The organism is Vibrio mexicanus (assembly GCF_001012815.1).
Lineage (GTDB): Bacteria > Pseudomonadota > Gammaproteobacteria > Enterobacterales > Vibrionaceae > Vibrio > Vibrio mexicanus.
Map to the genome: position 1 here is coordinate 1 of NZ_JYJP01000132.1, position 23,646 is coordinate 23,646.

Below are 23,646 nucleotides of genomic sequence, written 5' to 3' on the forward strand. Positions count from 1 at the left end.
GGCGTTATGCAGCCTTTTGAGTTTTTGTCATGTTATCTGAATTACTACATCTGATTAACTGCCTAGGATGACTCCGTTAAGCGACTTCTTCCATGCTAGGCATCACTGACTTTGCTGCCAACACCTCAGGTTCGAAATCATCGACGTTAATGGTGTAGAGTCTGTGTTCTTCTGCTTCTTTTAGCAACTGAGCCTCTTGATGGTCAATTAAGCCGTGCTCTAAACCTTGTTCAGCTACCAAATCGAGACGCAAGAACGGTTTGCGTTGGTTTAGGCCTTTGCAGACTTTATCGAAGATAGGCTCTGCACTCAGAATGACCTCCAGTGCTTTCTCGATTTTGCCTGCTGGGTTATGGCTGGTGGCCTCTAGATACTGGTTACGACCTAATCGAGAACGTGTCGCGCTCGGGGTCTGAAGAATCTGAGCTACTTTGCTGTCCAGTTTGTCACTTGGGCCTCGACGGATACGGCCAAATGGCATAATCAATAGCTTGAGAAGCTTACCCACCGCTTTGTTGGGAAAGTTAGCCAAGAACTCATCAATCGCGATTTCGGTTTGTTTCAGGCTGTCTTGTAGGCCCCAGTGAACCAAAGGTAAGTCTTCTTTTTGACGCCCTTCGCTCTCAAACCGTTGCAAAGTAGCTGAGCTCAAATACAGTTGGCTTAGAATATCCCCAAGACGAGCAGACAGGCGCTCTTTACGTTTGAGCGAGCCGCCAAGTACCGCCATTGAAATATCCGACAGCAAGGCTAAGTTGGCGCTGTATCGGTTCATTTGTTGGTAGTATCGCTGCGTCGCATCTTTGGTAGGCGTTGCGGAACCATAACCATCGGTCAAACCTAACCATAAGCTGCGAACCATGTTACTCATTGCAAAGCCCACGTGACCGAGTAGGGCACTATCGAATTTGCTGAGAGCATCGCTATTGCTGGAATGAGCGGCATTCATTTCTTCCAAAACGAATGGATGACAACGAATCGCCCCTTGACCATAAATAATCATTGAACGTGTAAGAATGTTTGCGCCTTCCACCGTAATAGCAATCGGAGCACCTTGATAACCGCGAGCGAGGAAGTTTGATGGGCCAAGGCAGATTCCCTTACCGCCAACGATATCCATCGCATCAATGATGCTCTTTTGGCCTCGGTGGGTACAGTGATACTTAACTATGGCCGAAATCACTGAAGCTTCTCGCCTAAATCGATACCTGCAACAGTTAGGTTGCTGGCTGCATCCATCACGTAAGCGTTACCTGCTAAACGCGCAAGCGGCTCTTCCACTCCTTCCATTTGGCCGATTGGTTGTTTGAACTGGCGACGAATACGAGCGTAAGCGCCTGTTGCGAGTGCGGCAGTTTTAATTCCACCAGTCGAGTTAGAAGGTAAGGTAATACCTCGGCCTACCGACAAGCATTCAACGAGCATACGCCATCCTTGGCCTGCCATTTTCTTGCCACCAATAATGAAATCAAGAGGCACGAAGAGATCATTCGCTCGAGTCGGACCGTTTTGGAACGGGACATTGAGTGGGAAGTGACGATTACCAATCTCCACACCTTGCAATGAAGTAGGGATCAGCGCGCAGGTGATACCAAGTTCTTTTTCACCACCCAATAAACCTTCAGGGTCACGCAGTTTGAATGCTAAGCCCAATACCGTCGCAACTGGAGCAAGCGTGATGTAGCGTTTGTTCCATGTTAGGCGCATTCCAAGTACTTGTTCGCCTTCCCATTCGCCTTTGCAAACAACACCAAAATCAGGAATCGAACCTGCGTCTGAACCCGCTTCAGGGCTGGTTAAAGCAAAACAAGGGATCTCTTTACCTTCAGCAAGGCGAGGTAAGTAATAGTCTTTTTGATCTTTGGTACCGTAATGTTGCAGTAACTCTCCAGGGCCTAGTGAGTTTGGCACACCCACCGTTGAAGAGAGCACACTGGAGACACCAGTTAGCTTCTGCAGAACCAGAGATTGAGCGTAAGCTGAAAATTCCAAACCACCGTATTTCTTTTTGATGATCATGGCGAAGAACTTGTTGTCTTTTAAGTATTGCCAGATCTCTGGAGGAAGGTCGGCCAACTCGTGGGTGGTTTGAAAGTCATCCATCATGGCGCAGACTTCATTGACTGGGCCATCCATAAAGGCTTGTTCTTCTTCGGACAGCTTAGGATCTTTGATGGCATGAAGTTTTTGCCAATCAGGCTTACCTTTGAAAAGATCCGCTTCCCACCAAACGGTACCTGCATCCAATGCTTCTTTCTCGGTTTGAGACATGGCTGGCAGAACTTTCTTGAAAGCAGCAAGCGCACGACGTGTGACCAATGACTGACGTAATGGCGGGAAGGCAACGATGGCACTTAAAGTGACAAAAACAAGCCAACTGATTGCCCCGATGCTGCCAATGAAGGAGAGCGCAATCATAGCTACAGTCAGTGCTGTGAGCGATAGGAGGAGTGAAGTTCGATGATAGAGACAGACGGCGACAACACCGGCTAATCCTAATGTAGAGAGCAAGATGTCCATATAGTATTCCTTTTGTAGGCTGCTCTTTGTCAGCCTTTCTTGTAAGAGGTCTAACCAGTTATAATTGTAATAACTTTATTAACGAAATGTAAAACCCCTTAGTGGTCAAAAAGTGATCTAAGTAGAGCTAAAGTTCTAAAGTTATGACTTCACTGGGTGCTCTTTACGCTAAACGGGTAATAAAAATGGATTTCTTGAAGCAAGACTATCGACAGGAAACTTTGTTTGAGTAAACTCAAATGTAATTCCATTGCTCATGGGTATAAGGACGGAAGTTATCTTTCTTTTTACTCATCACCGAGCGTAATAAATAGAAAAAGAAGGGATACTTCCTATGTATCAGGATCTAATCAAAAGTGAATTAACTGAAGCTGCTGACGTACTCAACAAATTTTTATCTGATGAGCACAACATTGCTCAAATCGAAGCAGCAGCGAAAACGATCGCTGATTCATTCAAGCAGGGCGGTAAAGTTTTGTCTTGTGGTAACGGTGGTTCACATTGTGATGCCATGCACTTTGCTGAAGAGCTGACTGGCCGTTACCGCGAAAATCGCCCTGGTTATCCAGGTATTGCGATTTCAGATCCAAGTCATCTTTCTTGTGTCAGTAACGACTTTGGTTATGACTACGTATTTTCTCGTTATGTTGAGGCGGTAGGTGCAAAAGGGGATGTGCTGTTTGGCCTGTCGACGTCAGGTAACTCCGGTAATATCTTGAAAGCTATTGAAGCTGCAAAAGCAAAAGGTATGAAAACCATTGCCTTAACGGGTAAAGATGGTGGCAAAATGGCCGGACTTGCTGATGTTGAAATTCGCGTTCCACATTTCGGTTACGCTGACCGCATTCAAGAAATCCACATTAAGATTATCCATATCGTTATTCAACTTATTGAGAAAGAGATGGAGTAAACCCTTAGCGAAAGCTTGAGGTATTGGTTTATAAAAGGAGTCGATTAAACCATGTGTGAATTGCTCGGAATGAGCGCAAATGTCCCAACAGATATCTGCTTTAGTTTTACCGGCCTGATACAGCGCGGAGGCAACACCGGCCCTCACAGAGATGGCTGGGGGATTACGTTTTATGAAGGCAAGGGCTTTCGTACGTTTAAAGATCCTAATCCAAGCTGTAAGTCTAAGATTGCTGAGTTAGTTCAAAACTACCCAATTAAAAGTAAAGCGGTGGTTAGTCATATTCGACAAGCAAATCGCGGAGGGGTGAACTTAGAAAATACTCACCCATTTACTCGGGAGCTGTGGGGACGTTATTGGACTTTTGCTCATAACGGTCAATTAAGTGATTACCAAGATTTAGTCACAGGTCGTTACCGCCCTGTCGGACAAACCGACAGTGAGCTCTCGTTTTGCTGGTTGCTGAACAAACTAGAACAGCGCTACCCTGAACCCCCTCAGGATATGGTAGGGGCATTTCGATACATCGCTGAGTGTTGTGATGAGCTGAGAGAGAAGGGCGTATTTAACATGCTTTTCTCAGACGGCGAGTACGTCATGACTTACTGTACCAATCATCTGTACTGGATCACTCGTCGAGCTCCATTCGGTAAGGCAAGTTTGATCGATGAAGATGTGACGATCAATTTCCAAGAAGAAACGACGCCAAATGATGTGGTGTCGGTCGTTGCTACACAGCCACTGACTGACAATGAAGTCTGGCATCGAATGAAGCCCGGTGAATTTGGCATCTTTCATTTTGGTGAGTTGATTGATGGTAATGCCGAGCAATTGGCAGATGTTGAATTTGCCGAAGCGAAGCCAAAAGATCAGTCTCCAACCGAGCCTTTAGAATAGCTAGAGTGTTTCACCGACAATAAAAAAAGGGTTGATACTATCAACCCTTTTTCAATTCTACCAAAACCTAAAATCAGTCTTGTGCGTAACCTGTTAGCCCAAGTTGTTCGCCGTCTAAGAAGGCCTTCCCTGCTTTCATTTCAAGACGACCATCGACAAACCATTTAGCTACAAGTGGATAGATTTTGTGCTCTTGCGTTTGAACACGCTTAGTGAGAATGTCGACATTATCTTCTTCAAAGATAGGCACCTTTGCTTGAAGAATAACTGGGCCACCATCAAGCTGCTCTGTCACAAAGTGAACGCTAGTTCCGTGCTCTTCATCTCCAGCGTGAATTGCACGTTGATACGTGTTCAACCCTGGGTACTTAGGAAGCAGTGATGGGTGAATATTGATCATGCGACCCATAAAGTGACGAACAAAAGCGCCACTTAGAATACGCATGTAACCCGCAAGAATAACTAAGTCAGGTTCATATTCGTCCATTTGACGCATCAGTTCATTGTCAAATGCGTCACGAGTATCAAACGCATCAGGGTCGACAAACTTAGCGGCCGCCCCTGCTGTTTTTGCTCGTTCTAAGGCATAAGCAGTTGCTTTGTTTGAAAAAACAGCGGTTACTTTGCCATTGTCGATGCTCGTTTCACAAGCATCGATAATCGCTTGTAAGTTAGAACCATTCCCTGAAACTAAAACAACAATACTTTTCATGCTTAGTTGATCTCTACTTGCTCTTCGCCAGCTTCAGCAATAGCAATCTCACCGATTACCCATGCGTTCTCGCCTTCTGCGTTTAATAGCTCAACCGCGTCTTGCGCTTGATCTTTAGGAAGAGCAACAACCAAGCCAACACCACAGTTAAATGTACGGTACATTTCGTGAGTTGTTACGTTGCCTTTCTCTTGTAGCCATTTGAAGATGACTGGCCATTCCCAGCTGTTGCCGTCTACAACTGCTTTCGTACCTTCTGGAAGTACGCGAGGGATGTTTTCCCAGAAACCACCGCCAGTGATGTGAGAAATTGCATGGATGTCATGCTTCTCGATCATCTTAAGTGCTGATTTAATGTAAATTTTCGTTGGTTCTAGAAGGTGCTCACCAATAGTGCGACCGTCTAGCTCTTCGTTCTTGTCTGCGCCAGATACTTCTAGAATCTTACGAATTAGAGAGTAACCGTTAGAGTGTGGGCCGCTAGAACCGACAGCAATCAGAGCATCACCAGCAGCGACTTTCGTGCCATCGATAACGTCTTCTTTCTCAACCACACCAACACAGAAGCCTGCTACGTCGTAGTCTTCACCTTCGTACATACCTGGCATTTCAGCCGTTTCACCACCAATAAGTGAACAGCCTGCTTGGATACAGCCGTCAGCAATACCTGTTACTACGTCTGCTGCAGTATCAACGTCTAGCTTACCTGTCGCGTAGTAATCAAGGAAGAATAGTGGCTCTGCACCTTGAACGATTAGGTCGTTCACACACATAGCAACAAGATCGATACCAATGGTGTCGTGCTTGTTCATATCCAATGCAAGACGAAGTTTCGTACCTACACCGTCAGTACCTGAAACAAGAACAGGTTGTTTGTATTTAGTCGGTAGTTCACATAGTGCGCCAAAACCGCCAATGCCACCCATTACTTCAGGGCGACGAGTACGTTTTACAGCACCTTTAATTCGGTCAACAAGCGCATTGCCTGCATCGATGTCTACACCAGCGTCTTTATAGCTTAGAGAAGAGTTGTTACCGCTCACAGGGAAGTCCTCGGTCATAAGTTGGATATGAAAACGGCGCTATTCTACCAGTGCTTAATTGGCAATAGCAAACGTTTGCGCAGGTTTTTTTCTTTCCCCCTTTTTTTGTTAGGGATAGGAGCAAGATATTTGCCACTAGATCGTTTATAATCGGAAAGTTTGATTAAATATTCCTAATTATTGCCGGAGCTGGAAATGAAAGTTGTTGAAGTAAAACACCCTCTTGTTAAACACAAAGTTGGCTTGCTAAGAGAAGGTGAGATCAGCACAAAGCGCTTCCGTGAGTTAGCAACGGAAGTTGGTAGCCTACTGACTTATGAAGCAACAGCAGACTTTGAAACGGAAAAAGTAACCATTGAAGGTTGGAACGGTCCTGTAGAAGTAGACCAAATTAAAGGTAAGAAAGTGACGGTTGTGCCTATCCTGCGTGCAGGTCTAGGTATGATGGATGGTGTTCTTGAGCATATCCCAAGCGCTCGTATCAGTGTGGTTGGTGTATACCGTGACGAAGAGACACTAGAGCCAGTTCCATACTTCAACAAGCTTGCGTCTAACATCGATGAGCGTATTGCGCTTGTTGTAGACCCAATGCTTGCAACAGGTGGCTCAATGATCGCAACGATCGATCTATTGAAAGAGCAAGGTTGTACGCAGTTTAAAGTATTGGTTCTTGTTGCGGCACCTGAAGGTATCGAAGCGCTGAAAAAAGCGCACCCAGATGTAGAGCTTTACACAGCCGCTATCGATGAGAAGCTAAATGACAAAGGCTACATCGTACCTGGCTTGGGCGATGCAGGTGATAAGATCTTCGGTACTAAATAAAAAGGTACTAAGTAATATTTATTGCTGAATAGAAAAGGGAGCGTGATGCTCCCTTTTTTGTGCTTTCAATCTAGTAGTCACAGCAACGCTTGACGTAATTTCGGAGCCTATTTCTTGAGGCTCAAAGTGCCTGACTTACGAGGGCGAGGTGTTTGGTTACTCTCATTAGACTGAGCTTTAGGCGCAGAGCGATAAGGTTTTGCTGGGGCTTTAGGTTTCCCACCGCTAGATTGGTTGTTCGATTTGCCATTGCGACCTTTCTTAGAGTTCGGCGCATGTCTAAACTCGTCCGCGTTTCGGCCTTGGAACGTACGTTGTTTTTGGTTACGTCTTGCTTTCGAACCTTGATTTTCGTCACGGCTATCAAACAATTTTGCGTCTGTCGCTTTGCGAATGCGTCGACCTTTTGCATCAAGCTTTGATGCGTCTTCGGTTCCGCTAGAACCTTCACACATCGCCAGTAGAGTTGTGATTTCATCGTCTGATAGGTAGCGCCATTTGCCATTTGGAATACCATCAAGAGAGATGTTCATGATGCGTACACGACGTAGCTTAAATACTTCATATCCTAATGCTTCGCACATACGACGAATTTGACGATTTAGGCCCTGAGTCAGCACGATACGGAATGAGAACTTAGTCTCTTTGGTCACTTTACATGGCAAAGTCACAGTATCAAGAATCGGTACGCCAGAAGACATTTTCTTAATGAAATCGTCAGTGATAGGTTTGTCGACACGAACCACGTACTCCTTTTCGTGATTGTTACCTGCACGCAGGATTTTATTCACGATATCACCGTCGTTGGTTAAGAAGATCAAACCATCGGAAGGTTTATCCAAACGCCCGATTGGGAAGATGCGTTTATTGTGGCCAATAAAATCGACAATGTTGCCCGGAACATCACGTTCAGTTGTACAAGTAATACCGGTCGGTTTGTTCAAAGCAATGTAAACGGGACGCTCTTTTGACTTGACGGGCTTGCCATCAATACAGACGTCATCGCCCACTTGGACTTTCGTTCCCATTTCAGGAACGGAACCATTGATGGTTACACGACCTTGTTCGATTAATTTGTCGGCTTCGCGACGTGAGCAGTAGCCAGTTTCACTGATGTATTTATTCAGTCTTTTTGCGGTATCTTGTGACATGATGTTCTCTCAACGTTTCACAACGGTCTAGGGTTGTTTTACTCGCCTAATTTTATAGGCAAACAAAAAGCAGCATTGCGCTGCTTTTGATCTATTTTAACACCAGTAGACAATTTATCCCATGCGTTTTTGATGACGCTCGCGGGTTTCAATTTTCTTGTCATTACTTTTACGCAGTAAGACGTAAACCGCGCCAGTGCCACCATGAAATCTTTGCGCTGAATGAGCACATTGCACTTCTCGAATTTGGGTCAACCAGTTTGCTACGTAGCTTTTCATCAGAGCTGGTGGATTTGAACGCTCACCGCGGCCATGAACAATCACCACAGTGCGAATGTCCATACCCATACACTGTTTGAGAAACTTCACCACTTCATCGCGCGCTTCTTTTAGCGTCTTTCTATGTAAGTCTAATCGAGCTTGAATAGGGTATTTGCCTAATCGAAGCTTCTTATAGACGCCGTCTTGAACACCGTCGCGTTTAAATTCAATGATGTCTTCCGGCTTAATCATTGGCGCATGGTCGACAGAAAGGTGTTCTGGATTGTCATCGGCAAGCCACATCGCGGCTTCGCGTTTTGCTAATTGCGATTCGGTGACTTCATGCTTTTTATTGAGTTCAACGAGGTCATTGTGGATAGGCTTAACATCACCCATCATCTGTTGGAACAGTTCTAAGTCATCGTCATGGGACATAGCTAGATACCTAAAACGATAGAAAGGATTTGGAAAGTATACCAATAGAAGGTGGGATGGGAAGCGTGGACAAAGTAAAAAGTAACTAAAAAACCGAAGTAGACAAACAATCTACTTCGGTGCGTAGGTTCACTTTACCAAATGGCAAAATGCTATGCGATTTAGTGAGGAGATTCGTCGTTGATCACTTTGTAGATGAAGAAACCGCCGAAAAATAGCATCAGACAGAAAGCGCCAAATATTACTATCATTGATGATAGTCCCACCGCATTACCAAATAGGAGATCGAGCCAAAAGTCCATATTTCCTCCGTCAAAGAATCGAAGACAAGAGTTACGTTATAGTTTGGTGACACGTTAAGGGATGATCTGGATCAAGTGTGCTTGAAGTGTTAATTGTTTGTAGTGATTGGTGTGTTTTTCATCACATTTTGGAATGGATTGTATGGTAATTGTTCGAACGAACTGGAAAATTGAAAAACCGTCATAAAATGACTTGCGTTGGTAACAGATATCAGTAATATACGCATCCGTTGACGGCAATAAGCCACAACGTCTCGGTGAATAGCGCAGCTTGGTAGCGCATCTGGTTTGGGACCAGAGGGTCGGGGGTTCGAATCCCTCTTCACCGACCATATTAAGAAAAGCCTGCTAGGAATAGCAGGCTTTTTGCGTTCTGATATCCAAACAAAGTCTGGGACCAGAAGGTCGGGGGTTCCCTGTGGTTTAAAGAAAGCCTCTCCACCGACCATATTAAGAAAAGCCTGCTAGAAATAGCAGGCTTTTTGCATCCTAACAGTTAGTAGCTTTGGGCATTTCGAATGCGACTGGGGTTCGCCTAATGTTAGAAAATGGTTTTTTTTCCCAGCACTAGCTTTCTTCAGAGAACGAGCAAGTTGCCTGTTTGGATGTCGATAATTGAGTGGTCGAGTAACCTTCATTTTCGAGTAGAGCTATTAAATTATCTTCACCTACTAGGTGGAGTGTGCCCACCACGACAATGTATTTGCCAGAATCTTCAGGAATAAGTTTGCCACTGGCTAATTTTTTCGCCCAATCTTTGTTTCTGTCTGTCATGAACGCTTGTTGAACGTCGGGGTAATAAGAAAACTCTTCTGCGACTTGTTCAAGTTTGTGTTTGTCACCCACTTTCCAGCTCTCAGAAAGGCACTCAATATAGGGAATGGTTTTGTCATAATCGGAGATGGTATCGATTAGCAGCTCCTCCCCGTATTTACTAAGCAGATCAATTTGGAACTGAACGGATTCGAACGCGAGCACTGGAACATCGTACTTAATCGCTAACGCCTGCATGTTGCTATCGACACCATAAACCGCACTTTGACCTGCAGTTTCATTCAGGGTTTTTTGTAGTGTCATTGCTGCTGCCCACGCCGGACTATTCGCTATTGCATAGGGCTCGATACCTAAATCAACGCTAATCTCTTTTAGTGTCCTTAACTGCTCATCTGACAATACTTCTTTAGCGGTGCGATTGTTTTGTGGTGGAGTGATGGGATCACTACTCTCGAGGTTCGCTTCGAGAATCAAACCATCGCTATTTTGTAGAAATTGAGTAATAGGCTGAGGTAGTGGGTACATATCCTCTGTACCTAAATGCATCGAGCCATAGATGAGCAGCTCTTGGCCGTCTTTCTCTGCACTCCAAAACAGCGGCTGAGCGATTAGCTGTTGGCTTACGAGTAATAATAAGGGGGCGATCCATTTGTATGTCATAACAGTCCTATAAAGTGATTAACGACAAAATTGTTAATTACAAAAATATTGACGGAGTTTTACGGAGTACTAAGTGAGAGAAAAATCACAGTTTGGTTTAAATCGTCAAGAATACCCAGGGTAGTACTCACTACTTTCGAATGAGTTTGCCCCTTTTTAAACTGGTTGCACACTAAAAAATTCGTGATCGTCATCTCATATAAATCGTCAAAAAAAATCTTTCGATTTTGACGTTGATTGTAACTGGCTGTTTTTAAATGATTTATGTTTTTTGATTTCATTGAAGTGTGAATTGAGTCACCGCTCGAATTTAATAATTTTACGCTGGGAAATAAATCTCGATATCTTGAATGCAACTTTTTTGAGTCGCTCGTTGGCAACTCGCTGTTAACTTTTAGGGTAAGTAAGATGTTTAGACAATCATTAATCGCAACTTCAATTATCGCCACACTTGCTGGTTGTAGTTCGCTTTCTACAGAGCAGCAAACAGTGAACGCTTTGGCAGAAAATCTTGATATTAAATACCAAGTACTCACTAACCATGGTGCGAATGAAGGACTGAGCTGCCAAGAGCTTGGTGCTGAGTGGGCATCTTGTAACAAAGTGAACATGACGCTTGTCAACAATGGTGCGGCTGTTGATTCGTCGGATTGGGAAATCTACTTCCACAGCATTCGCTTAATTCTGGATGTCGATAATGACCAATTCAAAGTGACACGCATTACTGGCGATTTGCACAAGCTAGAGCCAACGGAGAAGTTTGATGGTTTTGCTGCGGGTGAAGTGGTAACGATTCCTCTGATTGGTGAATACTGGCAGCTATTTGAAACTGACTTCATGCCAGGTGCGTTTGTTACCTCGAATGGCGCGAACCCTAAATTAATCGAGTCACTGAACACGGAAGATACCTCTTCATTTGTGACGGGTCTTGAAGGAAACAATTTAAAGCGAACGCCTGATGACAATAATGTAATGGCAACGGCAGAAACTCGTTTTGAGAAAAACGCTGATCTATCACAAATTGATGTCTCTGCTACTTTAATTCCAACACCAATGCAGGTTGAAACATCAACGGGTGTGACTTCAATTAAAGGTGGTATTGCACTGCCGAAAGAAGCATTTAGTGATGCTCAATTCGCTGCACTACAATCTCGCTCAGAAGTGGTTGGTGTGGATATCAGCGGTGACGTTAAGGTTGACGTTACTGTAGTTCCAGCTGAGTTCGCCCAAGAGATGGCAAAGTCTGGCGCGTACACATTAACTATTCGCGATGGTGAAATTGCAATTACAGCATACGACCAAGCGGGTGCGTTCTATGCGGTGCAGTCTATTTTTGGCCTAGTAGACATCCAGAATCCAACTTCTCTGCCACTTTTGACAATTAAAGATGCGCCTCGTTTTGATTACCGTGGTGTGATGGTAGACGTTGCACGTAACTTCCACTCTAAAGACGCGATTCTAGCTACCATTGATCAAATGGCAGCATACAAAATGAATAAGCTTCACCTTCACTTAACTGATGATGAAGGTTGGCGTCTAGAGATCCCAGGTTTACCAGAGCTCACTGAAGTTGGTTCAAATCGCTGTTTCGATTTAGATGAGACAAGCTGTCTGCTTCCTCAATTAGGTTCAGGACCAACTACGGATAACTTCGGGTCTGGCTACTTTAGCAAAGCTGATTATGTAGAGATTCTAAAGCACGCTAAAGCTCGCAACATTGAAGTGATTCCTGAAATTGATATGCCAGCGCATGCTCGTGCAGCTGTAGTATCGATGGAGGCTCGCTACAACCGTTTGATGGCTGAAGGCAAAGAGACGCAAGCAAACGAATACCGTTTGATGGATCCATTGGATAGTTCTAACGTGACGACGGTTCAGTTCTACGATAAGAAGAGCTTTATCAACCCATGTATGGATTCTTCTGCTCGCTTTGTAGATAAAGTTATCTCTGAAGTTGCAGCGATGCACAATGAAGCGGGTATGCCTTTGCAGACATGGCATTTTGGTGGCGATGAAGCGAAAAACATCAAGCAAGGTGCAGGTTTCCAAGATATCAATGCCGAAGACAAAGCGAGCTGGAAAGGCAGCATCGATATGTCTAAACAAGATAAGCCATTTGCACAGTCTCCACAGTGTCAGTCACTAGTTGCTGAAGGTAAAGTCAGTGACTTTGGTCAGTTGCCAGGTTACTTCGCTCAAGAAGTGTCTAAGATTGCCGTAGCGAATGGTATTCCGCACTTCCAAGCTTGGCAAGACGGTCTTAAGTACATCGAAGAAGGCGCAGAAACTTTTGCATCTGAAACCACTCGCGTTAACTTCTGGGATGTTCTGTACTGGGGCGGTACATCATCGGTGTATGAATGGTCTAAGAAAGGTTATGACGTAGTGGTATCAAACCCGGACTACGTGTACATGGATATGCCTTATGAGGTTGACCCGAAAGAGCGTGGCTACTACTGGGCAACTCGCGCAACAGATACACGTAAGATGTTTGGTTTTGCACCAGAGAACATGCCTCAAAATGCGGAAACGTCGGTAGACCGTGACGGCAATGGCTTTACTGGCAAAGGTGAAATTGAAGCGAAACCTTTCTACGGCCTATCTGCGCAACTTTGGTCAGAAACGGTTCGTACCGATGAGCAGTATGAATACATGGTATTCCCTCGTGTATTAGCAGCAGCAGAGCGAGCTTGGCACGCCGCGGAATGGGAAAATGACTACAAAGTGGGTGTGGAATACAGCCAAGAAACGAACCTAGTTAACAAAGAGCTTTTGAACCAAGACTACAACCGTTTTGCCAACGTATTGGGTCAACGTGAGTTAGCGAAGTTGGAGAATTCGGGCATTGATTACCGCCTACCAGTACCAGGTGCACGTGTTGAAAATGGTCAATTGGCGATGAATGTTCAATTCCCTGGTGCGCAACTGCAATACTCGTTTGATGGTCAGCAATGGTTGAACTACCAAGATAACCAACGTCCTGCAGTAGAAGGTTTGGTTTACATTCGCTCAATCTCAGCTTCTGGTGATCAAGTGAGCCGAGTAACAACTCTTCAATAAGTCTTTCTAAACGTTACTGATTATTTCAGCCCCCTTACGTAGGGGGCTTTCTTTTTTCTGTGATATTGGCTCAACCCATTAAAAACTCACTTATTCAGCAAGTGAAATTTCTGTGAATTCAGGTGCTCTCGATCACGTTTTTTGATCGTTCAGAGAAATTCGTCATAAAAACTCAAAATCTTTGCGTGATCTATATCTCGAAAATATCTCAATGTTAGACGTTTGCGTGTGATCATGATCACTAAAGGTTCTTTTTAGAACTTTTTAACGTTAACTTATCTTGTTGATTATTAGGCCTTATTTCATTTAGATTCGATCAAGATCACTAAAAATGACGATTTATTTTGCAGTAAAAATTAAATATTGCAGTATGACAGCCAAGCCAAGGGAGGCATCGCCAAGTGTGCAGCGTAGGTAAGTGATTTACCAATAAATGACCCACACATTCATATTTTTAAAGGCAGTAGATTATGAAAAAAGTTATCGCCCTAAGTGCTCTTTCTCTAGCATTCGCTTCTAGCGCATTCGCAGGTTCTTCTTACGTAACAGGTAACCTTCAGCTTCATACAGACGACCTACACGGTTCTGATATGACTTCTACTCTAGAAGCAGGCCACACTTTTGATTTCGATTTCGGCGGTCTAACAGTTTACACTGAGATTGACGGCATCCAGCTAGGTGAACTAGCGGTACCTGGCGAGCGCAACAGCGTTGGTTGGACTATCGGTGGTGAGCAAGCTTACAACATCAACGACAACCTATGGGTTGCAGCGGGTTACCAACACCTACTAGTTGAAGGCGAAGCATTCCAGTACCGTCCTCTTGTTAAGATCGGTTACAACTTCGACAACGGTGTTTCTATCAGCAACCGTACTCGTGCTCACATCTATGATGACAGCGAGCTAAGCACAGACGTACGTCTAGACACTCGTATCGGTTACGCAGTAAACGAAGAGCTAACTCTTAGCTACAACAACGTATACGTAATTGCTGGTAACGAGTCTTTCAACGGTACTACTGAGAAGAAACAAGACAGCATGGACCACGAGCTTCGTGCAACTTGGACTCGTAACGGCGTACAGCCTTACTTCGAGTACCGTAGCCAAGCTAACGGCGTGAAGAACGAAACAGGTTCAAGCATTGATAACCACGCGTTCGTATTCGGTGCATCTTACGGCTTCTAAGCTTAGCTAGTCCGAATTATGTCCTTGTAAAAAAGCCCAGCATCGCTGGGCTTTTTTCGTTTTAATGTCTGCTCGATAACTTAGTTGCCTTCATGGCGGGCAAATTCGAAGACTTGGCCTTTGTCATTAAAGGCGTAAACAGAGTAAGTATCCTTCTTATCCCCGTACTCCATTCCTGGAGAGCCCATTGGCATTCCTGGTACTGCTAAACCTTTCGCGTTTTTAGGTGGATTGGCTAGAAATGCTTGAATATCTTCTGCCGGAATATGGCCTTCAAAGATATAGCCATCGATCTCAGCAGTGTGGCAAGATGCAAGCTGCTGAGTAATGCCAAACTGAGCTTTTACTGCATTCATGTCATCATGTAGCACCTCTTTTACTTCATAGCCTGCGTCTTCCATATGGGTAGACCATTCACCACAACAGCCGCAGTACGGAGATTTGTGGTTAATTACATCGGCAGCGAGAACTTGCGCGAGAATGCTGTCATCAATCCAATTGTTATTGTTTTAAGTTTCATTGTGCTCTCTCATCAGTGTCGAGTTTTAAACAGGCGTAATCGATTAGCATTAGTTACGACTGTGATTGAAGATAGTGCCATTGCTGCCCCTGCCACCACTGGACTAAGTAGAAACCCAAACGCCGGATAGAGTACACCTGCCGCAATAGGAATACCTAGTGTGTTGTAGATGAAGGCACCAAATAAGTTCTGTTTCATATTACGTAGTGTGGCTCTTGAGAGTTCAATTGTTCTCACTACCGTGATGGGGGACGAGCTCAGTAAGGTAATTTGCGCACTCTCAATCGCGACATCACTGCCGCTTCCCATCGCTATTCCAACATCTGCTTGAGCAAGTGCAGGTGCATCGTTAACGCCATCACCGACCATGGCAACGCTGCGACCTTGAGATTGCAGTTGGCTAATGTGCGATGCTTTCTGGTCTGGAAGCACTTGAGCGATCACTTGATCTATTCCTAGCTCTTTTGCCAAGTTCTTGGCAACCGCTTGATGATCGCCAGTTAACATTACCGTCTGGATACCTTGTTGGTGGAGTTGTTCAATGGCTTCTTTACTGTCCGCTTTTACTTGGTCCGCAATGGCAATGACACCTATTGGTTGGTTATCTAATACGAAAACGATAGGTGTCCAAGCATTGCGAATGCTCTCGTTAATGGCTCCTTGAATTTCTTTTGTTTCAAAGTGCTCCTCGGCATAAACAGCAGAACAGGCGAGTAGTTTTTTGCCCTCAAAGTTGGCACTGACGCCGACGCCACGTTGATTGTTGAAATCTGACAACGTAAGAGGCTTGATCTGTTTCTCTGTGGCAAAATGACATACTGCTTTGGCAAGAGGGTGCTCTGAGTATTGCTCGACGCTCGCGGCGAGTTGGACGAGTTCGTTTTCACTGCGATTGATGGCGAAGATTTTTTGGACGCTCGGTTTGCCTTCCGTTAGCGTTCCCGTTTTATCAAATACCACAGTGTCGATTTTACTTGCAGTCTGTAGCGCTTGAGCATCCTTAATTAAAGCGCCCATTTCTGCTGCTTTACCTACACCTACCGTCACAGAAAGTGGAGTCGCTAAACCCAGAGCGCAAGGACAGGCAATAATGAGAACCGTGGTGGTCACGATTAACACATAACTGGCCGCTGGAGGTGGGCCAACTAACCACCAAACCACCCCCGAAACGATGGCTATCGCAACAACAATAGGAACGAAAACAGAGGAAATCTTATCGGCAAGTTTAGCGATGGGTGGTTTACTGCTTTGAGCCTGACGAACCAAAGAAATGATTCTGGAAAGCATGGTATTACGACCAATCCCCGTTGCATTAATCAGGATGGTCCCATCTTGGTTAATGGTGCCAGCCGCTACTTTATCTTGGGCCTGTTTTTCTACCGGAATTGGTTCGCCGGTAAACATGGACTCATCGACAAAGGAGTGGCCTGAGATAATCTTACCATCAACCGGAACTTTTTCTCCTGGTTTAATGCGGATATGCATACCTATGGTAACGTCTGCTATGGCGATCTTTTCCTCTTTACCTTCCATCACAACAGTAGCAAATTGAGGTTGAATGCTGATCAGCGCTTTGAGTGATTGAGTGGTTTTGGCTTTGGCTTTTGCCTCAATTGCATGACCCAGTGAGATCAAGCCAATAATCATGGCGCTGGCTTCAAAATAGACATGCCTTGCTTGGGTTGGGAACCATTCAGGAAAAAGGACGACAAGGCTTGAGTAAAACCAAGCTGCCCCCGTTCCGAGTGCAACCAAAGTGTCCATGGTCGCTCGTTTATGGCGAAGCGCCTTTACCGCATTAATGAAATAACTGCTGCCAGAGGTTGATAAAAGAAGAAGTGTCACGAGGCCAACGATACCCCAACCGATTTGATCGGATGAGCTGTGAATCATCATGGATCCACCCATCATTCCCCAAAGCATTTGAGGGGCTCCGACAATCAATCCCATAAACGCAGCACGTTTGTATCTCTTTTGTACGGCTAACTGCTCTTCTTCATTACTACTGGAAGTTGCGTCATCTTTAAGGATAGTACCGCTATAGCCTGCCTGTTTAATGGCTGAAAGTATGCCGCTTTCGGTCTCTTTTGAGTCGTCTTCTACGGAGACAATTGCTAACTGTTCTGCGAGGTTAATTTGTACCGAGCTAACTTTATCAACGCTTTCAATTGCTACTTCAACAGAGCGGACACAGCTTGCGCAGGTCATTCTCTGTATCGATAACTCGACAGAGTGCGTGGCGATCTTTGATGGTGTTGAAGTTGGTTCTACTACCGCATCGCGGTTGGCAGAGCTCTCTTCCTCATTAGTTGGCTTAGGCTCGTGTGCTTGATAGCCGCATTCACTAACGATGTTTTTTATCTCTTCTATAGATAGAAGCGTGCTTACGGTGAGTTCTGTCTTTGATATGTGCTTTAGAACTATTTGGTTATTGCTCTCTAACTTTGCAGAAAGTTTTAGAACACACTTCTGACAGCTAAGTCCTGTCAGTGAGAGGTGTATAAGATGGCCTGCCTCATAGCCCAATGAATGAATAGATTGATATATCTGGGCAAAACTTGCCGGAGTTTTGAGAGCAATGTGCTTAGGAGTCAACTGCTCAATTTCAACATCATGATTCTCATTAAGTAGAGTCTTAACTTTTCGCGCACAACCCATGCAATTAAGCCCGGTCAGCGGCATATCTATTAGTGGCATCGTGGTCCCATCTCATACTCATAGAAGTCAATATTCATAGAGGATAAACCTTCCTGCAAGGGCAAGGTCAAGCAAAACGCTTGTTGAATTAACGTCAAAACAAGCTCAATTACCAAAACTGATATATCTTACAGGTGAGAGAGTGATCAAACTATTTACTCATTTAAAATAAAGTTCCCTGAATTGATAAAAAATCATAGTGATTGAGATCTCAAAAATAATGAAATACAGGTATGAAAATTAAACTAAAGAACTATATTGACGAGTTTGTAGATACTGGGTTGGAATTTAACTTATTGTTTTTATTGTCTTTATTAAAATTTTGTTTTCTTTATTTTGAATCTCGTCGCAAAAAAAAATCCACCATTTTTTGATGCGAAAAAAGTTTGCCAAGATGCCCCTGTCCATAAATAGTCCACTCGTAAAACAGGGCTTTACAGCCTGAGTGACAAAAGAAAAAGCAAATAATAAATATAGGGGTTAATAACCATGTCTTTCAAGAAAACACTACTAGGTGCAGCAATTGCAACTGCAACTATGGCAGCGGGTACTGCTAACGCTTACATGATCGGTGATGCTAACGACGCAAACGTAGAAGTTTACGGTGTTGTATCTATCTCAGCTGTTGATTATGGTGCGTCTAACGACACTGGTCCAGAGGATGGTTGGGCATTAGAAAACGAAACACGCATCGGTTTCCGTGCAGCTAAAGTAATGACAGACAGCGTGACGGCATTTGCACAAGTTGAATCTGGCTGGGTTCTAGACGACGGTGCGAAATTGGGTAATCGTGACACATTCGTTGGTTTCCGCGGTGACGATTGGGGTCAAGTACGCTTTGGCCGTATGCTAACGCCACTTTACGAACTAGTTGATTGGCCATATTCTGCATCTAACCTAGGCCGCACGTTTGACCGAGCTTGGCGTAGCGGTGAGCGTTACCACTTTGACCGTAAGAGCCAAATGATGCGTTACGATTCACCAATGTTCGGTGATGTTGTGAAGTTCAGCCTAGCGGGTGGTAACGGTAGCGAAAACCACAAAGATTCCAACTTCTTCGGCGGTTCTGTATCGGTAACTCCGTTCGACATGTTAACTCTACACGCTGCTTATGAAGCGGCAAAAGAGACGACATTTGAAGGTGGTGAAGACGGCTACTTCGATACGAACAACCCTGTACCACCAGGTGATACTCCAGCTTGGGTTCCAGGTGTAGCTGCATCAATCGGTGATACAGATTCTGCATTCGTTGGCTTCGAGCTACGCCCAGTAGATAACTTCAATATCTTGGGTGCATACAAAACAGGCTCTTACGACTCGACTAACAACGGTGGTGGCTACGGTTACAAAGAGCGTGAAATCGAAGCTTACTCTATTCAAGCAAACTACTACCACGGTGCAATGAACTTCCGTCTTGGCTATGCAGACCAAAGTGGTAAGACAGATAACGTAACAGACAAAGATCTAGATGTGACTTCTATTTCTGGTGAAGCAGGTTACTCATTTAACTCTGTTTACACGTTTGTTCGCCTAACTCAACAAGATGACGTAGATTTTGACAAAGATCTAATGATCCGCATCGGTACTGAGTGGGTATTCTAATCTAGACTGTTCCTAGTATGAATGAGTTCTAGTATGATTTAGGCGGGCTATTAGTCCGCCTATGTTCGTTTTACTCAATAAGGAAATCTTTGCATTCCAATAACCATTATTTGAATACCACGATGGAGTAGGTAATGAAAAAACTCGCAATCTTATTATGTGCACTAATCAGCGTTCCTGCCTTTTCTAAAGTGACGGTTCAAACTGACAATCGTGTAGAGATTTTAGCGGTAAATCAGGCCATTAACGATGTACCAAATATAGGCCGAGGTGATTTACAGATCGAAAACGGTGAGAATCAGCTACTAATCCGTGTTACTGCGATGATTGATACCAATGGTGGTAAAGAGAAGTTTAGCTCACTACCAATGGTAGTGAAGTTTAATGCCAGTGATGAAACTCTAAAATTTGAAACGCCATATGCTATTCGTGATAACCGAGGTGTAACTCGCTTTAAAAGAGCGCCAGAAGTCAAAGTTACCAGTAGTAAAGGCGCTATTGATGTTGTGACTGATAATATTACTAATCAAACATTTGACTTGATTAAAGATTATAACGCGATGTTGGCAAACTATAATCGAGAAGGTGGTGTGGCTGCCATTACAGCGGCCCCTGTGCAGTTGCCAGAAGTCGCCCCAGTGCCAGTTCATCCAATCGAAACAGCTGTATCAAGCAAGCAAACCAAACCTATGGTCAAACCAAGCCAGTTGCAAAAAGATTTTATGGCGATGACGCCAGAACAGCGCCAAGAGTTCGTTTCTTGGGCAGTTAAGAACATGAGTAATTAATCCTACTGACAGGATTAAATCCAAGAAATTACTGCAAGCTTTTATTGTAGTAGGCAAGAACGGTGCTAAAATAACGCGCAAATTTTAGCGCCGTTTTTGTATTTACCATTCTGGTCGATGAGAAAGCGCGCAGATCAAAATCATTAAGGTACTTTTCATGACGGTTAAAACTCGTTTTGCTCCTAGCCCAACTGGCTATCTTCACGTAGGTGGTGCTCGTACTGCTCTGTATTCTTGGTTGTTCGCAAAGAGCCAAGGTGGTGAGTTTGTGCTACGTATTGAAGACACGGATTTAGAGCGCAACTCGCAAGAAGCGGTAGATGCAATCCTTGAAGGCATGCAGTGGATGGGTATGGAATGGGACGAAGGTCCTTACTTCCAATCTAAGCGTTTTGACCGTTATAACGAGATGGTAGACAAGCTACTAGCGGAAGACAAAGCCTACAAGTGCTACGCATCTAAAGAGCTACTAGACGAAATCCGCGCTGAGCAAGAAGCAGCAAAAGAGATGCCTCGCTACGATGCAAACCATCCGAAAATTGTTGCGGCTAATGCCGAAGCGAAAGAAGGTGATGCTTTTGTTATCCGCTTCCGTAACCCAAAAGAAGGCAGCGTTGTATTTGACGACCAAATTCGTGGTCGCATCGAAATTGCTAATAGCCAGCTAGATGATTTGATCATTCGCCGTACTGACGGCGCGCCAACGTACAATTTCGTGGTTGTCGTGGATGATTGGGATATGGGTATCACACACGTTGTTCGTGGTGAAGACCACATCAACAACACGCCTCGTCAGATCAACATCTATGAAGCGCTAGGTGCACCAGTGCCGACTTTTGCTCACTGTGCAATGATTCTAGGCGATGATGGTGCGAAACTGTCTAAGCGCCACGGCGCGGTGTCGGTAATGCAGTACCGCGACGAAGGTTACTTGCCAAATGCATTAAATAACTACTTAGTGCGTCTTGGTTGGTCTCATGGTGACCAAGAGATCTTCTCAGAAGAGGAGATGATTAAGTTATTCTCATTGAATGCCATCAGCAAATCTGCATCGGCTTTCAATACTGAAAAGCTACTTTGGTTGAACAACCACTACATCAAGACATCTGCACCTGAGTACGTGGCTGAGTACCTTCAATGGCACTTAGACAACCAAAACCTAAACATTGAAAACGGTCCAGCGATCACGGAAGTGATCAAGCTAGTGGGTGAGCGTTGCAATACTTTGGTTGAGTTAGCAGAGCAAATTCGCTACTTCTACGAAGATTTCTCTGAGTTTGAAGCTCGTGCAGCTAAGAAACACTTACGCGGCGTTGCTAAAGGCCCGCTGGCGCTTGCACTAGCAAAAGCAGAAGCACTAGAAGATTGGACAATGGCTAACATCAAAGATGGCATAATCGCGGCTGTTTGCGAAGAACTTGAAATCGGCATGGGTAAAATCGGTATGCCACTTCGCGTAGCTGTAACAGGTGGCGGCCAGTCTCCTTCTGTTGATGCTGTGATGGAGCTAGTGGGTAAAGAGCGCGTGATCGCTCGTATCAAGATGGCTATCGCGTTTATTGAAGAGCGTGAAGCAAACGCTTAATTTTACGGTCTTAAATGACAAAGCCGCAGTGTATCACTGCGGCTTTTTTGATCCTGTTTAAGTGCTATTTTAAGGCGATGCTGTTCAAGCGTCCCATAAACTCTAAGATCTCTAAATTCTCTTTGTTGGCTTCAAGCAGTGCTTTCTTAGTCTTGGTGTACGCACCTAATCGGCCATGTTTTTTAATTGAGCACACTACACTTTTATAGATGAGCTTGCCATCTTCATCGTAATTGCGCCAAGCGGCAATGTAACACTCGTCTTTCCTGTCCGGTTCATTCTTAGTCGGGCGAGGCTTAAATATAATTCTCGGCTCGAGCGAATGAGGCAGTCGCGTCATCAGATAGGGATCTTTGAGTAGTCGACGCCAAAATTTTCCCCACATTTCTTTACCAAGCTCGTTGCGTAGCTTTATCGCTTTTTTCAGAGCCTTTTTGTCCCCAATCCGAACAAACCCTACTGAACGATGAAGCACAGTATCATCAGGGGTGTGGATGTGGACCTTATAGCAGTCTTACCCTTTGAAACAAAGCGGTGGCCAGTGTTCGTGGTTAGATTACTCTTGCTCATTACTCAGTTATCGATAATTTTGTTATTAACATTGTAGGGGATAAATAGAGCTTGTTGCAATAATCACCATCAATAGTCGGTTCTATTACGGGGCCAATGTTTTAAGGTGTTGATCTTTAATTAAGTGTTTGAACTCATATCAACGGATGACAGTTGTTTAGGTGTTTTCAGCTCGCTCAGCCAACTAATGGTGTTCTGCCACAATGCTTTATCAATTGAAGTGTCGATGGGTCTTTTGTAGTAGAAAGCATCTTGATAAAGGTGACTGTCTGACATACTTCCTAAAGTAGGAAACTGCCGAAAGTGATTGAGCAAGTTTGTTACTCGTTCAACATTTTTGTTTTGCTCGGCGCAGCGATTGATGATGAAAGATAAAGCGATGTTCCGCCGAGTCAGCACTCCAGAGTCAATCACATCCTTGATAAACGGCAAGCTGGCATGAAGATCAACAGGAGAAGGTGACATAGGTAGGATAATAGCATCAACAAAGTGTGTGTATCGCGCCATTTCTTCTCGGGAAAAGTTGGAGGGCGAGTCGAGTATGACAAATTCTGCGTCCCGAGAAACCTTTAGCGATAATGCCATTTCCGATAGACTTCGAAACGATGGACTATAGGTTTGGGAGCAGCCACTATTGATACAATCAGCCCAATCGTGGCTAGAACGCTGCTTGTCAAAGTCGATGACATTCACCTTATAGTCGCGCTCAATTAGGTGGCTGACTAATGCCGCAGTTACAGTCGACTTGCCGACGCCGCCTTTTTGATTCATCACTAATATTTTGGTGGCTTTGGCGTGGTGGATACTGACGGTATTTTTGTTTCGGGTGCTAAGTTTATACTGCATTAGCCTGAATCTGCTGAAGAGAGGGGGAACAAACAGAGCGCTAGATTGGCATACTTTGCTTGTCAAATAGAGTAAATCAAGATGAATTATGAAGCTAAATCACAGACTCTTTGGCAGCGCAGATTAATAGGGTTCGGTCATATTGGAAAAGGTTATTCCCCAACTAGTGGTGATAACTTCTGTTAAGCAAAAGAAGGCCTAGTCATTAGACTAGGCCTTCTTCAATATGGCGCTCCCGATAGGATTCGAACCTATGACCTGCCCCTTAGGAGGGGGCTGCGCTATCCAGCTGTGCCACGGGAGCTTT

General features: G+C 44.5%; 15 protein-coding genes, 2 tRNA genes and 4 pseudogenes. 9 read left to right on the plus strand and 12 right to left on the minus strand.

Annotated features, from left to right (window positions below):
* Nucleotides 1-76: 76 nt before the first annotated feature.
* Nucleotides 77-2,520 (minus strand): annotated as a pseudogene (gene fadE / locus UA76_RS20050) (acyl-CoA dehydrogenase FadE).
* Nucleotides 2,521-2,854: 334 nt separating this feature from the next.
* Between fadE and lpcA the strand changes: the two are divergent.
* Together lpcA and UA76_RS20060 are read left to right on the plus strand one after the other, a co-directional pair.
* Complete coding sequence (lpcA, locus tag UA76_RS20055; RefSeq protein WP_047049670.1) at nt 2,855-3,430, plus strand: D-sedoheptulose 7-phosphate isomerase; 576 nt, start codon at nt 2,855-2,857, stop codon at nt 3,428-3,430.
* A gap of 51 nt (nt 3,431-3,481) precedes the next feature.
* Nucleotides 3,482-4,327: a class II glutamine amidotransferase gene (locus UA76_RS20060; protein ID WP_047049671.1), complete on the plus strand. Its 846-nt coding sequence runs from the start codon at nt 3,482-3,484 to the stop codon at nt 4,325-4,327.
* 73 nt (nt 4,328-4,400) lie between these two features.
* On the opposite strand, the gene purN is transcribed toward UA76_RS20060, so the two are convergent.
* Together purN and purM are read right to left on the minus strand one after the other, a co-directional pair.
* Nucleotides 4,401-5,039: a phosphoribosylglycinamide formyltransferase gene (purN, locus tag UA76_RS20065; protein WP_047049672.1), complete on the minus strand. Its 639-nt coding sequence runs from the start codon at nt 5,037-5,039 to the stop codon at nt 4,401-4,403.
* 2 nt (nt 5,040-5,041) lie between these two features.
* Complete coding sequence (gene purM / locus UA76_RS20070; protein ID WP_047049703.1) at nt 5,042-6,082, minus strand: phosphoribosylformylglycinamidine cyclo-ligase; 1,041 nt, start codon at nt 6,080-6,082, stop codon at nt 5,042-5,044.
* A gap of 195 nt (nt 6,083-6,277) precedes the next feature.
* Between purM and upp the strand changes: the two genes are divergently transcribed.
* The gene (gene upp / locus UA76_RS20075) at nt 6,278-6,904 is read left to right on the plus strand and encodes a uracil phosphoribosyltransferase (protein WP_047049673.1); all 627 of its coding nucleotides are present in this window, start codon (nt 6,278-6,280) and stop codon (nt 6,902-6,904) included.
* A gap of 107 nt (nt 6,905-7,011) precedes the next feature.
* Here the strand turns inward: upp and rluF are convergent, their stop codons facing one another.
* The 3 genes from rluF to UA76_RS23245 all read right to left on the minus strand — a co-directional run bounded on the left by rluF (nt 7,012) and on the right by UA76_RS23245 (nt 9,053).
* Entirely contained in the window at nt 7,012-8,055 is a 1,044-nt protein-coding gene (gene rluF, locus UA76_RS20080) for a 23S rRNA pseudouridine(2604) synthase RluF (protein ID WP_047049674.1), read from the minus strand.
* Nucleotides 8,056-8,169: 114 nt separating this feature from the next.
* Nucleotides 8,170-8,751: a DNA endonuclease SmrA gene (smrA, locus tag UA76_RS20085; protein ID WP_047049675.1), complete on the minus strand. Its 582-nt coding sequence runs from the start codon at nt 8,749-8,751 to the stop codon at nt 8,170-8,172.
* Nucleotides 8,752-8,912: 161 nt separating this feature from the next.
* Nucleotides 8,913-9,053 (minus strand): DUF3149 domain-containing protein, encoded by a 141-nt coding sequence (locus UA76_RS23245; protein ID WP_047049676.1) that lies wholly within the window; start codon nt 9,051-9,053, stop codon nt 8,913-8,915.
* 255 nt (nt 9,054-9,308) lie between these two features.
* Between UA76_RS23245 and UA76_RS20095 the strand changes: the two genes are divergently transcribed.
* Nucleotides 9,309-9,385: transfer RNA gene (locus UA76_RS20095), tRNA-Pro, on the plus strand.
* A gap of 235 nt (nt 9,386-9,620) precedes the next feature.
* Here the strand turns inward: UA76_RS20095 and UA76_RS20100 are convergent.
* Entirely contained in the window at nt 9,621-10,487 is an 867-nt protein-coding gene (locus tag UA76_RS20100) for a TraB/GumN family protein (RefSeq protein ID WP_047049677.1), read from the minus strand.
* A gap of 474 nt (nt 10,488-10,961) precedes the next feature.
* On the opposite strand from UA76_RS20100, the pseudogene UA76_RS20105 reads away from it, so the two are divergent.
* Both UA76_RS20105 and UA76_RS20110 read left to right on the plus strand, forming a co-directional pair.
* A pseudogene (locus UA76_RS20105) lies at nt 10,962-13,547 on the plus strand (beta-N-acetylhexosaminidase); the annotation flags it as partial.
* A 470-nt stretch (nt 13,548-14,017) separates the two neighbouring features.
* On the plus strand, nt 14,018-14,731 hold the full coding sequence (locus UA76_RS20110) for an oligogalacturonate-specific porin KdgM family protein (RefSeq protein ID WP_047049679.1): 714 nt from the start codon (nt 14,018-14,020) through the stop codon (nt 14,729-14,731).
* Nucleotides 14,732-14,811: 80 nt separating this feature from the next.
* Here the strand turns inward: UA76_RS20110 and UA76_RS20115 are convergent.
* Both UA76_RS20115 and UA76_RS20120 read right to left on the minus strand, forming a co-directional pair.
* Nucleotides 14,812-15,251, minus strand: a pseudogene (locus tag UA76_RS20115) (DUF411 domain-containing protein).
* A 12-nt stretch (nt 15,252-15,263) separates the two neighbouring features.
* Nucleotides 15,264-17,948, minus strand: coding sequence for a heavy metal translocating P-type ATPase (locus UA76_RS20120; RefSeq protein WP_047049680.1), 2,685 nt, complete (start codon nt 17,946-17,948; stop codon nt 15,264-15,266).
* A gap of 489 nt (nt 17,949-18,437) precedes the next feature.
* On the opposite strand from UA76_RS20120, the gene UA76_RS20125 reads away from it, so the two are divergent.
* From UA76_RS20125 to gltX, 3 genes are all read left to right on the plus strand, one after another.
* Nucleotides 18,438-19,550 carry a porin gene (locus tag UA76_RS20125; RefSeq protein ID WP_047049681.1) on the plus strand — a complete coding sequence of 371 codons (1,113 nt, stop codon included), beginning with the start codon at nt 18,438-18,440 and terminating at the stop codon, nt 19,548-19,550.
* Nucleotides 19,551-19,684: 134 nt separating this feature from the next.
* A complete protein-coding gene (locus UA76_RS20130; RefSeq protein WP_047049682.1) occupies nt 19,685-20,338 on the plus strand; it encodes a DUF2057 family protein in 654 nt (217 codons plus the stop codon).
* 157 nt (nt 20,339-20,495) lie between these two features.
* Nucleotides 20,496-21,923 carry a glutamate--tRNA ligase gene (gene gltX / locus UA76_RS20135; protein ID WP_047049683.1) on the plus strand — a complete coding sequence of 476 codons (1,428 nt, stop codon included), beginning with the start codon at nt 20,496-20,498 and terminating at the stop codon, nt 21,921-21,923.
* A 64-nt stretch (nt 21,924-21,987) separates the two neighbouring features.
* Here the strand turns inward: gltX and UA76_RS20140 are convergent.
* The 3 genes and pseudogenes from UA76_RS20140 to UA76_RS20150 form a co-directional block, all read right to left on the minus strand.
* Nucleotides 21,988-22,493 (minus strand): annotated as a pseudogene (locus UA76_RS20140) (Fe3+-citrate ABC transporter substrate-binding protein).
* 120 nt (nt 22,494-22,613) lie between these two features.
* On the minus strand, nt 22,614-23,339 hold the full coding sequence (locus tag UA76_RS20145; protein WP_047049684.1) for a ParA family protein: 726 nt from the start codon (nt 23,337-23,339) through the stop codon (nt 22,614-22,616).
* A 227-nt stretch (nt 23,340-23,566) separates the two neighbouring features.
* Nucleotides 23,567-23,643 (minus strand) — tRNA-Arg (locus UA76_RS20150).
* Nucleotides 23,644-23,646 lie beyond the last annotated feature (3 nt).